General features: G+C 73.2%; 12 protein-coding genes. 2 read left to right on the top strand and 10 right to left on the bottom strand.

Annotated features, from left to right (window positions below; genetic code table 11):
• Nucleotides 1–4: 4 nt before the first annotated feature.
• The 3 genes from BIV23_RS27295 to bldG all read right to left on the bottom strand — a co-directional run bounded on the left by BIV23_RS27295 (nucleotide 5) and on the right by bldG (nucleotide 3606).
• Entirely contained in the window at nucleotides 5–2407 is a 2403-nt protein-coding gene (locus BIV23_RS27295; RefSeq protein WP_071383625.1) for a sodium-translocating pyrophosphatase, read from the bottom strand.
• A 270-nt stretch (nucleotides 2408–2677) separates the two neighbouring features.
• Complete coding sequence (locus BIV23_RS27290; RefSeq protein WP_071383624.1) at nucleotides 2678–3106, bottom strand: ATP-binding protein; 429 nt, start codon at nucleotides 3104–3106, stop codon at nucleotides 2678–2680.
• Nucleotides 3107–3264: 158 nt separating this feature from the next.
• The gene (bldG, locus tag BIV23_RS27285) at nucleotides 3265–3606 is read right to left on the bottom strand and encodes an anti-sigma factor antagonist BldG (RefSeq protein WP_071373230.1); all 342 of its coding nucleotides are present in this window, start codon (nucleotides 3604–3606) and stop codon (nucleotides 3265–3267) included.
• A gap of 81 nt (nucleotides 3607–3687) precedes the next feature.
• On the opposite strand from bldG, the gene BIV23_RS27280 reads away from it, so the two are divergent.
• A complete protein-coding gene (locus BIV23_RS27280; protein WP_079173400.1) occupies nucleotides 3688–6219 on the top strand; it encodes a DEAD/DEAH box helicase in 2532 nt (843 codons plus the stop codon).
• Here BIV23_RS27280 and BIV23_RS46845 read toward each other — a convergent pair.
• The 7 genes from BIV23_RS46845 to ssd form a co-directional block, all read right to left on the bottom strand.
• Nucleotides 6107–6598 carry an Rv3654c family TadE-like protein gene (locus BIV23_RS46845; protein WP_079173399.1) on the bottom strand — a complete coding sequence of 164 codons (492 nt, stop codon included), beginning with the start codon at nucleotides 6596–6598 and terminating at the stop codon, nucleotides 6107–6109. The genes BIV23_RS27280 and BIV23_RS46845 overlap by 113 nt on opposite strands.
• Nucleotides 6595–6969, bottom strand: coding sequence for a TadE family type IV pilus minor pilin (locus BIV23_RS27275; RefSeq protein ID WP_245790662.1), 375 nt, complete (start codon nucleotides 6967–6969; stop codon nucleotides 6595–6597). The genes BIV23_RS46845 and BIV23_RS27275 overlap by 4 nt, the downstream gene beginning before the upstream one ends.
• Nucleotides 6956–7156, bottom strand: coding sequence for a DUF4244 domain-containing protein (locus BIV23_RS27270; RefSeq protein ID WP_071383621.1), 201 nt, complete (start codon nucleotides 7154–7156; stop codon nucleotides 6956–6958). The genes BIV23_RS27275 and BIV23_RS27270 overlap by 14 nt, the downstream gene beginning before the upstream one ends.
• A gap of 71 nt (nucleotides 7157–7227) precedes the next feature.
• Nucleotides 7228–8007: a type II secretion system F family protein gene (locus BIV23_RS27265; RefSeq protein ID WP_079173398.1), complete on the bottom strand. Its 780-nt coding sequence runs from the start codon at nucleotides 8005–8007 to the stop codon at nucleotides 7228–7230.
• A 144-nt stretch (nucleotides 8008–8151) separates the two neighbouring features.
• On the bottom strand, nucleotides 8152–8997 hold the full coding sequence (locus BIV23_RS27260; RefSeq protein ID WP_107471273.1) for a type II secretion system F family protein: 846 nt from the start codon (nucleotides 8995–8997) through the stop codon (nucleotides 8152–8154).
• Between the two features lie 104 nt (nucleotides 8998–9101).
• Nucleotides 9102–10319: a TadA family conjugal transfer-associated ATPase gene (locus BIV23_RS27255; protein ID WP_071383619.1), complete on the bottom strand. Its 1218-nt coding sequence runs from the start codon at nucleotides 10317–10319 to the stop codon at nucleotides 9102–9104.
• A complete protein-coding gene (gene ssd, locus BIV23_RS27250) occupies nucleotides 10316–11413 on the bottom strand; it encodes a septum site-determining protein Ssd (protein ID WP_071383618.1) in 1098 nt (365 codons plus the stop codon). The genes BIV23_RS27255 and ssd overlap by 4 nt, the downstream gene beginning before the upstream one ends.
• Before the next feature lie 593 nt (nucleotides 11414–12006).
• Here ssd and BIV23_RS27245 point away from each other — a divergent pair.
• Nucleotides 12007–12837: an HAD family hydrolase gene (locus tag BIV23_RS27245; protein ID WP_071383617.1), complete on the top strand. Its 831-nt coding sequence runs from the start codon at nucleotides 12007–12009 to the stop codon at nucleotides 12835–12837.
• Nucleotides 12838–12894 lie beyond the last annotated feature (57 nt).

Here is a 12894-nt window from a genome sequence, read left to right as displayed (position 1 = left end):
ACGGCTACGAAGCAACCGCAGTACTGGCCGAGTTGGCGACCCGCTCGGCACTCGCGTCGTCGCCCACGGCGATGCCGCGCCGCTTGGAGACGTACACGGCGATGACGATCACGGCGAGCGAGAGGGCCGAGATCAGGATCCGTACACCGATGTTCTTGTCGGCGCCGTAGGAGAACTTGATCACCGCGGGCGCGATGAGCAGCGAGACCAGGTTCATGACCTTCAGCAGCGGGTTGATGGCCGGTCCGGCGGTGTCCTTGAACGGATCGCCGACGGTGTCACCGATCACCGTGGCCGCGTGGGCGTCACTGCCCTTGCCGCCGTGGTGGCCGTCCTCCACCAGCTTCTTGGCGTTGTCCCAGGCGCCACCGGAGTTGGCGAGGAACACCGCCATCAGCGTGCCCGCGCCGATCGCACCGGCGAGATAGGAGCCGAGCGCGCCGACGCCGAGCGTGAAGCCGACGAAGATGGGCGCCATCACGGCGAGCAGACCCGGTGTGGCCAGCTCCCGCAGGGCGTCCTTGGTGCAGATGTCGACGACACGCCCGTACTCGGGTTTCTCGGTGTAGTCCATGATCCCGGGGTGCTCGCGGAACTGCCGCCGCACCTCGAACACCACCGAACCCGCAGATCGCGACACGGCGTTGATGGCCAGTCCGGAGAAGAGGAACACGACCGCGGCGCCCGCGACGAGGCCGACGAGGTTGTTGGGCTGCGAGATGTCCAGCGACAGACTCAGCGGTGAACCGGGCCCGGTGAGCTTCTCCCCCACGTTCTGCACGTTGGTGGTGATGGCGTCCCGGAACGACCCGAACAGCGCCGAGGCCGCGAGGACCGCGGTGGCGATGGCGATGCCCTTGGTGATGGCCTTGGTGGTGTTGCCGACCGCGTCCAGGTTGGTGAGCACCTGGGCACCCGCGCCCTCGACGTCGCCGGACATCTCGGCGATGCCCTGGGCGTTGTCGGAGACCGGTCCGAAGGTGTCCATCGCGACGATCACGCCGACCGTGGTGAGCAGGCCGGTGCCCGCGAGGGCGACCGCGAACAGCGCCAGCATGATCGACGTACCGCCGAGCAGGAACGCGCCGTACACGCTGAGCCCGATGAGCAGCGCGGTGTAGACGGCGGACTCCAGACCGAGCGAGATACCGGACAGCACGACCGTCGCCGGGCCGGTGAGGGAGGTCTTGCCGACGTCCCGCACCGGGCGCCGGGTGGTCTCGGTGAAGTAGCCGGTGAGCTGCTGGATGACGGCGGCGAGCAGGATACCGATGGCGACCGCGACGAGGGCGAGCATCCGCGGATCGCCGTCCTTGCCGCGGATCGCCGCGTCCGTCACGCCGTGCAGGGCGGAGTACGACGACGGCAGGTAGACGAAGACCGCGACCGCCACCAGCACGAGGGAGATCACCGCGGAGATGAAGAAGCCGCGGTTGATCGCGCTCATGCCGCTGCGGTCCGCGCGGCGCGGGGCGACCGCGAAGATGCCGATCATCGCGGTGACGACGCCGATGGCCGGCACGAGCAGCGGGAACGCCAGCCCGGAGTTGCCGAACGCGACCTTGCCGAGGATCAGCGCGGCCACCAGCGTCACGGCGTACGACTCGAAGAGGTCGGCCGCCATGCCCGCGCAGTCGCCGACGTTGTCGCCCACGTTGTCGGCGATGGTCGCGGCATTGCGCGGATCGTCCTCCGGAATGCCCTGCTCGACCTTGCCGACCAGGTCGGCGCCGACGTCGGCGGCCTTGGTGAAGATGCCGCCGCCCACCCTCATGAACATGGCGATCAGGGCGGCACCGAGGCCGAAGCCCTCCAGCACCTTCGGCGCGTCGGCCGCGTAGACGAGCACCACGCAGGAGGCGCCCAGCAGGCCGAGGCCCACCGTGAACATGCCGACGACGCCGCCCGTGCGAAATGCGATCTTCATCGCGGTGTGCGAGACGGTGGTGAGATCCTTTTCCGTCTCGCCCGGTGCCGGTGTGGCTTCCCGGGCCGCCGCGGCGACCCGCACATTGCTGCGTACGGCCAGCCACATGCCGATATAGCCGGTGGCCGCGGAGAAGACCGCGCCGATCAGGAAGAACACCGATCGTCCGGCCCGCTGATTCCAGTCGTCCGCGGGCAACAGCATGAGCAGGAAGAAGACGACGACGGCGAATGCACCGAGCGTGCGCAACTGCCGGGCGAGATACGCCTTCGCTCCTTCCTGGACCGCCTCGGCGATCCGCTTCATGCTGTCGGTGCCCTCGCCCGCGGCCAGCACCTGGCGCACCAGGATCGCCGCGACCACCAGTGCGGCCAGGGCGACCACGGCGACGACGGCCACGAGGGTGCGGTTGTGGTCGGTCAGGACCGCGGCCGCGAGGTTGGTCGAGTGAACCGATGGAGTAGTAGAAAGCCCCGCCATTCGTCCTCCTTGACGCTTGGGCTGAGCTCAAGATGTGGACGGATTCTAGGTACCCGGGAGTGATCTCAACAGGGCGCGGTAAACGGAATTAGCCTAACCGGCTCATCAGCGAATGATCGAGATCGCGCCACACAACCCGAATGGAGTAATGCCCTCGGAGCATGGCAATGATCGTGAATTTCTTCACGAATTCGGAAGGATCTCTGTCCGGGCCGGAAAAACACCGAGGGCCCTGCTCGGCAGGGCCCTCGTGAAGTGCTGCGACGGCTTTCAGAGCACGACCGCCGCCGGCGGTGTGGTCGGCCAGGTCATGCGGATCAGGCCGCCGTCCTGCCCGGTGCTGACCTCCACGTCGTCGACGAGGCCGCTGATGACCGCGAGGCCCATCTCGTCCTCCTCGACGTCCGTCTCGCCGTCCTGCGCCGCGCCGGAACCGTCCGGCGCGGCGTGCGGGGCCTCGTCGCCGACCTCGATGGAGAACTGTTTCTCCTCTTCGATCAGCGCCACCTTCACCGGTGCCGAGATACCGCTGTTCTGGTGCAGTCCGACGGCACGCGAGCAGGCCTCGCCCACGGCGAGCCGGACCTCGTCCAGGACGGCCTCGTCCACTCCGGCCCTGCGCGCCACCGCGGCCGCCACCAACCGGGCGGTCCGGACGTGCTCGGGCAGCGCGCTGAAGCGGAGTTCGACGGTGGCCATGCATCCCCCTCGCGGCTACGGGCGTGCGGTCGGGAGGCGGGGCCGCCGGGCGCCCGCACCCCAGATGTACTTCGGTGTCCGGGCCACGTCATCGGCCCGGACGGGACCGCCCGGTGTCGGGCTCCCGGCAGGAGCCCGACACCGACGGGCGATCCGGGTCAGTCGGTGGCCTGCACCGCTTCCTCGACCGAGGTGTGGATCGGAAACACCTTGGTGAGGCCGGTGATACGGAAGATCTTGAGAATGCGCTCCTGGTTGCAGACCAGGCGCAGCGAGCCCTCGTGGGCACGCACGCGCTTCAGGCCGCCGACCAGCACGCCGAGCCCGGTGGAGTCGAGGAAGTCCACGCCCTCCATGTCGACGACGAGGTGGAAATTCCCGTCGTTCACCAGCTCGACCAGCTGCTCGCGCAGCTTGGGCGCGGTATACACGTCGATTTCGCCACCGACTCGGACGACCGTACGATCGCCGACGGTCTCGGTCGACAAGGACAGGTCCACGGATCCTCCAGCACCTTGCTATCGAGCGGTCGCCCCTCGGGCACCTTGGCTTGCGGCCCCCGGGACGCTTCGCCAGCCGCGATGGCATTCAATCACTTACCGGCAGGCGTGCACGACGCCTTGGCTCCATTGTCCGTCACGCCAGTGACACACTCGGTGCCAATGGCCAAGAATCTCCGATCCGATCGATCCCCGGCGGACCCGGCGTCCCGCCCGTCTCCGGGCGTGGTCCTGGACCGGCTCGCCTCCGGGCCGAGCCGGTCCGCGCGCATCACTCATACGGAGCACTTGCCCCCGCGCGCGGGTCGCCATGCCGTCTGGCCTGACCAGATTCGGTCGGAAGTGATCGCGGCCGTGCAGGCGGCCGGGATCGAGCATCCGTGGGCGCATCAGGCGCTGGCCGCCGAGCACGCCCTGGACGGCGATTCGGTGGTCGTCTCCACCGGCACCGCCTCCGGCAAGTCCCTCGCGTACCTCGTGCCCGTCCTGTCGACCCTTCTGGACGGTTCCGGGGCGCCGAACGGGCGCGGGGCCACCGCGCTGTACCTGTCGCCCACCAAGGCACTCGCGGCGGACCAGTGCCGATCGGTGAAGGAACTTTCACAACCCCTTGGCAACGCCGTGCGCCCCGCCGTGTACGACGGCGACACCCCGGTCGAGCAACGGGAGTGGATCCGCCAGTACGCCAACTACGTCCTCACCAACCCCGACATGCTGCACCGCGGGATACTCCCGTCCCACCCGCGCTGGTCCTCCTTCCTGAAGGCGCTCAAGTACGTCGTCGTCGACGAGTGCCACACCTACCGCGGCGTCTTCGGCTCGCACGTCGCCCAGGTGCTGCGCCGTCTGCGCCGGCTCTGCGCCCGCTACGGCGCGTCGCCCGTCTTCCTGCTGGCCTCGGCGACCGCCGCCGAGCCGTCCGTCGCCGCCCGCCGGCTGACCGGTCTGCCGGTGGTCGAGGTCGCCGACGACGCCTCTCCGCGCGGGGAGGTCGTCTTCGCCCTGTGGGAGCCCCCGCTCACCGAGCTGCACGGCGAGAAGGGCGCCCCGGTCCGGCGCACCGCCACCGCCGAGACCGCCGACCTGCTGACCGACCTGACCGTGCAGGGCGTGCGCTCGGTCGCCTTCATACGGTCCCGGCGCGGCGCCGAACTGATCTCCGTGATCGCCCGGGAACGGCTGGCCGAGGTCGACCGCTCCCTGGTCCGGCGGGTTGCCGCCTACCGCGGCGGCTACCTCCCCGAGGAGCGGCGCGCCCTGGAACGCGCCCTGCACTCCGGCGACCTCCTCGGCCTCGCCGCCACGACCGCCCTGGAGCTGGGCGTGGACGTCTCCGGCCTGGACGCCGTGGTGATCGCCGGCTATCCGGGCACGCGCGCGTCCCTGTGGCAGCAGGCGGGCCGCGCGGGCCGCTCCGGGCAGGGCGCGCTCGCCGTGCTGGTCGCCCGCGACGACCCACTGGACACGTTCCTGGTCCACCATCCGGAGGCCCTGTTCGACCAACCGGTGGAATCGACGGTCCTGGACCCTGACAACCCCTACGTCCTCGCCCCGCACCTGTGTGCCGCCGCGGCGGAACTCCCGCTGACCGAGCAGGACCTGGACCTCTTCGGCCCCGCCTGCGCGGACGTGCTGCCCCAGCTGGAGGCCGCGAAGCTGCTGCGCAGGCGCACCAGGGCCTGGCACTGGACCCGCCGGGAGCGCGCCGCCGACCTGACCGACATCCGCGGCGCGGGCGGCAGCCCGGTGCAGGTCGTGGAGGAGGGCACCGGCCGCCTGCTGGGCACGGTCGACGCGGGTGCCGCGCACTCCACGGTCCACGAGGGCGCCGTCCACCTCCACCAGGGCCGCACCTACCTGGTGCGGCGTCTGGACCTGGAGGACTCGGTGGCCCTGGTCGAGCAGGCCGACCCGCCGTACTCCACGGTCGCCCGCGACACCACCTCGATCTCCGTCCTGGAGACGGACACCGAGATCCCCTGGGGCGCCGGCCGCCTCTGCTACGGCTCGGTCGAGGTCACCAACCAGGTGGTCTCCTTCCTCCGCAGACGCCTGATCACCGGCGACGTGCTCGGTGAGACCAAACTCGACCTCCCTCCTCGTACGCTGCGCACGCGCGCGGTGTGGTGGACGGTCACCGACGACCAGCTGGACGAGGCCCGGATCACCCCGGAGATCCTCGGCGGCGCCCTGCACGCCGCCGAGCACGCCTCCATCGGCCTGCTGCCTCTGTTCGCGACCTGCGACCGCTGGGACATCGGGGGCGTCTCCGTGCCCCTCCACCCCGACACCCTCCTTCCGACGGTCTTCGTCTACGACGGCCATCCCGGCGGTGCGGGCTTCGCCGAGCGCGCCTTCCACACCGCCCGCACCTGGCTCTCCGCCACCCGCGAGGCCATCGCCGCCTGCGAGTGCGAGGCCGGCTGCCCGTCCTGCATCCAGTCCCCCAAGTGCGGCAACGGCAACGACCCGTTGCACAAGCGGGGAGCGGTCCGGCTCCTCACGGTGCTGTTGCGGGGGGCGCCGGAAGAGAAGCCCGCGGAGGCAGCGGCGGGGGCAGAGGCGGGGGCGCAGGAGCCGGCAGCGGCCCCGCAGGGCCCGCTCTCGACCTGACCTCCGCCGCGAACGGGCCTCTTCCCGAGGCCGCCGTCACGTCCGAGGTCTCGCCCACGATCGCGCACCGCACCAGCCGTACCCCCTGGGCCGTCGCCACCCGCCCGGCCCGGGCGCAGGCCGCCGCCCCGCCCTCGTCCCAGTGGTCCGCCGCCGCGAGCGCGGCCAGATCGGCACCGCCCGCCGCGCGATGCCGGACGACCACAGCCTGCCCCAGCGCGAGCACGGCGCCGAACACCACGCACAGCAGGGTGATCACCCCGAGGCTCCACACGGTGGCGGACCCCCGGTCCCGGCCCAAGCAGGGCCGGCCTTCCGGGCAGCCCCTCCCCCGCCATCCGCAGGCAGGGCCGCCGGTTCGCCCGGCTTCCTTTCTCATCGCCCCTCCTCCCGCGCTCCCACCGTCTCCTCGGCCAGCGCCACGGCCTGCTCGCGGACCTCGAAGGGCAGCCCGCCGAGCACCGGGGGGCTGGCCGTCACCGTCACCCGGACCTGGTCGCCCACGTGCTCCACGCTCACGCGTGCCCCGCGCGGTGCTGCCTCCCGGGTCACCGTCACCACCGCGTCGGCCGGGTCCTGCCGGGCGGCGGCCCGGGCGCCCGTGCGGGCCGCGTCCACGCACTGGATCTGCGCCGCCACCACGAGCAGCCCCCAGACCAGCGCCATCGTGAACGCCACCAGCACACAGAGCACCACGGCCGCCTCAGCCGTCACGAACCCCCGGTCCGCCCCTCGCTCACATCTGCGCACTGAGGGCCTTCTTCACGATCGACTGGAGCTCGGCCCGGACCTGGCCGCTGGTGACGACCTCGTAGAGCAGCACCGCGAACCCGACGGCCGCCAGGATCCCCATCGCGTACTCCGACGTGACCATGCCGGCGTCCTTGCGGCACCTGCCCCGCAGCCGTACCACGACTTCCTTGATCTTCCTGTTCATTCCAACCTCCGTGAGATTCAGGTGTTTTGTGTTCATGCACGCCCACTCGCTCCCGTTCACGCCCGCACGCCTCACCTCCCTCCCCGCACGCTGCCCGCGAGTCCGATCACCACGGGGAGCACGCCGACGGCGATGAAGGCGGGCAGGAAGCACAGGCCCACGGGCGCCGAGATCAGTACGGCGGCGCGTCTGGCCCGGGCGGTGGCCCCGCGGGCCCACTCCGCGCGGGCGTCCGAGGCGAGGCGCGCGGCCGGGGCGGCCGCCGGCAGTCCGGACTCGTCGGCCCGCGCCAGCAGCCGGGCCAGCGCCGCCGCGCCGGGCAGCGCGGCCAGCCGGCGCCACGCGTCGGCCGGTTCACCACCGAGCCGGACCTCCGCCGCGCCCCGCGCCAGCGCCTGCCCGACGGGCCCGCCGAGCGCCTCTCCCACCGCCTGGGCGGCGATCACCGGACCGGCGCCGGCCGCGATGCAGGCGGCCAGCAGATCGGCGGCGAGCGGGAGTCGGCGGGCGGCCTCGGCGCCGTCCGCCGACTCCGCCCGGCCGGCCGCCGCCCGCCGGCCGTGCCACCGCCACAGCCCCGCACCGACGGCCAGCCCCAGGGCGGCGCCGGGCAGGCCGCCGACCAGCACCCACGCGCCGCACCCGACCCCGGCCGGCGGCAGCCACCGCCGCAGCGCGCCCGCGACCTCGAAGGACCGCCTCGGCGCCGGCACGTCCAGCCCCAGCAGCTCGGCCGCCCGGCGCCGCGACCGGCGCCGCCGCCGCACCAGCTCCAGCCGCCGGACCGCCCACCCGAGGCTCAGCACCGCGACCACGGCCATCCCCAACCTGTGGACAACTTCCGCGCCCATACCGCCCGTTCCCCTCGTCTCTCCGCGGCTTCACTGCGCCGCCCGTCCCGCCTGACCCGTCCGTCTCGCCAGTCCCGTGCCCTCGCGCCGCTGCCACTCGCCGCCGCCCGCACCGCCGGGCTCCCGCCCGTGCACCGCTCCCGCTCACATCGCCTCCGCTCCCCGCACGATCCGGACCGCCCACGCCGTCCCCGCCGCCTCGAAGGCCGCGCCGACCGTCAGGCAGCCCAGTCCCGCGCCGGTGTGGAGCAGGACGTGGAGCGGGTCGGCGCCCATGGCCGTGCCGAGGAGCAGGCCGAGGACGGGGAGCGCGGCGAGCAGTACGGCGGTCGCCCGGGCGCCCGACAACTGCGCGCGCAGGTCGGCGCGTTGGTCCCGCTCGGCGCGCAGAGCCGCGTCCAGCCGGTCCAGGCCGACCGCGAGTCCCGCGCCCTGGTCCACCGCCACCCGCCAGCACGCGGCCAGCCCCAGCAGTCCCTCGGCACCCGGCTGCAGGGCCGCCGTGGCGAGCGCGCCGGGCACGTCCCCGCCGAACCGCGCCGCCGCGACCACGGCCGCCTGCGCGTCGCCGAGCCCTCCGGTGTCCCGCGCCGCCCGCGGCAGCGCCTCGCCCGGCTGCCGTCCGGCACGCACCTCCCCGGCGAGGGAGCCGCACAGGGCGATCACCGCGTCGGCCCGTCGCTCACGCTCGCGCCCGGCCTGCCGCGCCCGCCGCACCCGGCGCAGCACCGGCACCCCGGCCGCCCCCGCGACGACCGGGATCGGCGAGGCGCCCAGCACCGCCAGCAGCAGCCCGGCCGCGAGCGCCCACCACTCGGCCCCCAACCCGCCGCCCAGCCGTCGCAGTTCCGCGCTCAGCCGGTCCCACGAGGGCGGCCCGGTCGGCACGACTCCGCCGCCCGCGAGCAGCAGCCGCGCCCGCCGCATCCCGTAATGCCGCCCGCCCAGCAGCCACACCAGCGCGGCGAGGCAGGCCAGCGCCGCGCCCATGTGCATCCCGGACAGCCCGCCGAGCCCGCCGAAGCCACCGTTCCCACCGTTCCCACCGCTCCCAGCGATTCCTACGACCCCACCGATCACTTCCGTCGCCTCCCTCACCGGTGCGCCTCTCGCTCGTCTCCGAGGCCGCCCTCGAACCCACCTGCCGTGCCGAGCAGTTGCCGCAGCCGCCCCCAGCCCCGTTCGCGGACGAACGCCCGCTCGCCCCAGCGCAGCGCGGGAACCGTCCGCACCAGGCCCGCACCGTCCCGCTCCAGCACGTGCACCTCGGCGATCCGGCGCCGCCCGGACCGGTCCCGTACGAGGTGCAGGACCACGGAGAGCGCGGCCGCCAGCTGACTGTGCAGCGCGGCCCGGTCGAGCCCGGCGGCCGTGGCCAGCGCCTCCAGCCGGGCCGGGACGTCCGCTGCGGCGTTGGCGTGAGCCGTGCAACAGCCGCCTTCATGACCGGTGTTGAGGGCCGCGAGCAGATGGACGACCTCGGGGCCGCGCACCTCGCCGACGACCAGCCGGTCGGGCCGCATCCGCAGCGCCTGCCGGACGAGGTCCTCCAGGGTGACCAGTCCGGCGCCCTCCTGGTTGGCGGGCCGGGTCTCCAGCCGCACGACGTGCGGGTGGTCCGGCCGCAGCTCGGCCGAGTCCTCGGCGAGGACGATGCGTTCGCCGGCTCCGACCAGGCCCAGCAGGGCACTGAGCAGGGTCGTCTTGCCGCAGCCGGTGCCGCCGCTGATCAGGAAGGACAGCCGGGCCGCGAGCAGCGCCCGCAGGATCCGGTCGCCGCCGGGCGGCACCGTGCCGGCCGCGACCAGTTCCTCCAGGGTGAACGCCCGGGGCCGTACGACCCGCAGGGACAGGCAGGTGCAGCCGACGGCGACCGGGGGCAGCACCGCGTGCAGCCGGGTGCCGTCGGGCAGCCGGGCGTCGGCCCACGGCCGGGCGTCGTCCAGGCGCCGTCCGGCAACGGCGGCCAGCCGCTGCGCGAGGCGTCGTACCGCCGCGGGGTCGGAGAACGTCACCGAGGTCAGCTCCAGGCCGCGGCCGCGGTCGACCCAGACCCGGTCCGGGGCGCAGACCAGGACGTCGGTGACGTCCGGGTCGGCGAGCAGGGGCTCCAGCGGGCCGCTGCCGACCAGTTCGCTCCTGAGGTGCGCGGCAGCGCCGAGGACTTCGGCGTCGCCGAGCACGCGGCCCTGTTCACGCAGGGCCTGGGCCACGCGCGCGGGAGTGGGTTCGCCGCCGCTCTCGGCGAGCCAGCGCCGGACGCCGTCGAGCAGGTCGGCGCCGTCGGCCCGGGCGAGTCCGGGAAGTGTCATCGGGCGCCTCCCGCCTCGACCAGCGCGCGTTCCCAGAAGGCCGTGCAGAAGCGGGCGAGCGGGCCGCGGCCGGTGGCGCCGGGCGGTTTCGCACCGCTCTGGGGGCGCAGCAGCGCCGGCTCGACCGGGACCTCGCCGGCCAGTGGCAGGCCGAGCAGCCGGGCCACCTCACGGCCGTCCAGGCCCGGCGCGTACGGCCCGCGGACCGCCACGCGCACGTCGCGGACGACCATGCCGACGGCAGACGCCACCCGCCCGGCGGCCGCGACCGCCCGCAGGTCGGCGGGGACGACGAGCAGGGCCAGATCGAGCTGGGCGAGGGCTTCGGCGACGCCGTCGTCGAGGCGGCGGGGCAGATCGACCACGACCGTGCCGCCGCGTCGCCGGGCAGCGGCGAGCACCGCGCGCACCGCCTGGTGCGGAACGGCCACGCAGTCGCCGCGGTCCCAGCTGAGCACGCGCAGCGCGTGCAGTTCCGGCAGGGACTCCTCCAGCGCGCCGCCACCGACCCGGCCGCGCGAGGCGGCGAAGGCCGGCCAGCGCAGCCCCTCGGCGCTCTCCCCGCCGAGGAGGACGTCGAGTCCGCCGCCGAGCGGATCGGCGTCCACCAGGAGGGTGCGCAGGCCCTCGCGCGCGGAGGTGACGGCGAGGGCGCACGCGAGCGTGGAGGCGCCGGCCCCGCCCCGGCCGCCGATCACCCCGACGGTGAGGGCGGGGCGGCCGACGCCCTCGGCGACGTCGGCGATGCGGTCGACCAGCCACTGCTCGCCGTCGGGCAGCATCAGGACGTGGTCGGCGCCGATCTGCACGGCGCGTTTCCACACCCCCGAGTCGTCCTGGTCCCGGCCGACCAGGACCACTCCGCGTCGGCGCGCGGCCCCGCCGACCCGCCGGGCCGCGTCGTCACCGACCAGGACGAGCGGGGCCGTCTCCCAGCCGTCGCCGTGGTCCGGCACCCCGTGATGGACCTCGGGTGTGGCCCCGGCGGCCGCGCACAGGCGCAGCAGGTCGTCCAGAAGTTCGGCGTCCTCGGTGACGATGAGCGGCCGGCCCGGCGCACCGGGCGGTGGGTCGTGGGTGACGGTTCCGGTCACGGGTGTTCCCCCTTCGCTGCATGGGCCGCGCAGCCCCTGCGGCCCCGCGATTCCCAAAGATGCGGAGAACCGACAAGCGGCCCCCCATATGAACGGCCGACGGAATCCGGCCATACGCGCTCCGACAATCGGATCCGGCCATGAACTCGACACGGCCGCAGCGCGCTGGAATCACGGTGCAGCGATCCGCGAAATAATGTGGATCTTGGTGGAAAACTGTGGACAACTCAGGGCCTGTGAATATCTCCATCACCCATACCGGTGACGCCCGTGCTGATCCCTGTGCGACTTCCACAGAGCAGTGTCACGATTACCGTGCGTGACGAATCATGGGCATGCGGACGCGACGGCCGCAGCGGCGCGAGAGCCGCCGTGCGGTCGCAGAACGAAGGGGGAGGTGGACGAAAACGCGTCCGGACATGCGACGACCCCCGCCGGGGGGGAGAGCGGGGGTCGTCCCCACGGCCGACTCGGGGGGGGAGGAGCCGGACCGGGTTAGCACGGTCGCGAACGATCCGTGACTTCCATGGTGTACCCGAGAGCCTTCTCAGGCAAACCCACGCGCCCCACCTTACGCCGAATGGTGGGCGCCTATGCTCAGGGGCGTGGAAAACCACTCCTCGCCCCGCGCAGCAGCCTTCTTTGACCTGGACAAGACGGTCATTGCGAAGTCGAGCACGCTCACCTTCAGCAAGTCCTTCTACCAAGGCGGACTGATCAACCGCAGGGCCGCGCTGCGTACCGCATATGCCCAGTTCGTCTTCCTGGCCGGCGGCCTGGATCACGACCAGATGGAGCGCATGCGCGAGTACCTGTCCGCGATGTGCCGCGGCTGGAACGTGCAGCAGGTGCGGGAGATCGTCGCCGAGACCCTGCACGACCTGATCGACCCGATCATCTACGACGAGGCCGCCTCCCTCATCGAGGAGCACCACACGGCCGGCCGGGACGTGGTCATCGTGTCGACCTCGGGCGCCGAGGTGGTCGAACCGATCGGTGAACTGCTGGGCGCCGACCGGGTGGTGGCCACGCGCATGGTCGTCGGCGAGGACGGCTGCTTCACCGGCGAGGTGGAGTACTACGCCTACGGCCCGACCAAGGCCGAGGCGGTCCGCGAGCTGGCCGCGTCCGAGGGCTACGACCTCGACCGCTGCTACGCCTACAGCGACTCGGCGACCGACCTGCCGATGCTCCGGGCGGTCGGACACGCGCACGCGGTCAACCCGGACCGCGCGCTGCGCCGCGAGGCACTCGCGCGCGGGTGGCCGGTCCTGGAGTTCCGCCGGCCGGTCCCGCTCAAGAAGCGGCTGCCCTCGCTCTCCGTCCCGCCCCGCCCCGCGCTTGTCGCGGCGGCGGCCGTCGGAGCGGCGGCGGCGACCGCCGGCCTCGTCTGGTATGCCAGCCGACGCCGCAGCACGGCCTGAACTTCGCCCGTTTCACCCCTGTTTGAACCTGAAAGTAAAGAAGTGCAGGCAGGGGTT

It is taken from the genome of Streptomyces monashensis, from assembly GCF_001866665.1.
GTDB classification, from domain to species: domain Bacteria; phylum Actinomycetota; class Actinomycetes; order Streptomycetales; family Streptomycetaceae; genus Streptomyces; species Streptomyces monashensis.
This window is presented reverse-complemented; position numbering and strand designations above follow the sequence as displayed.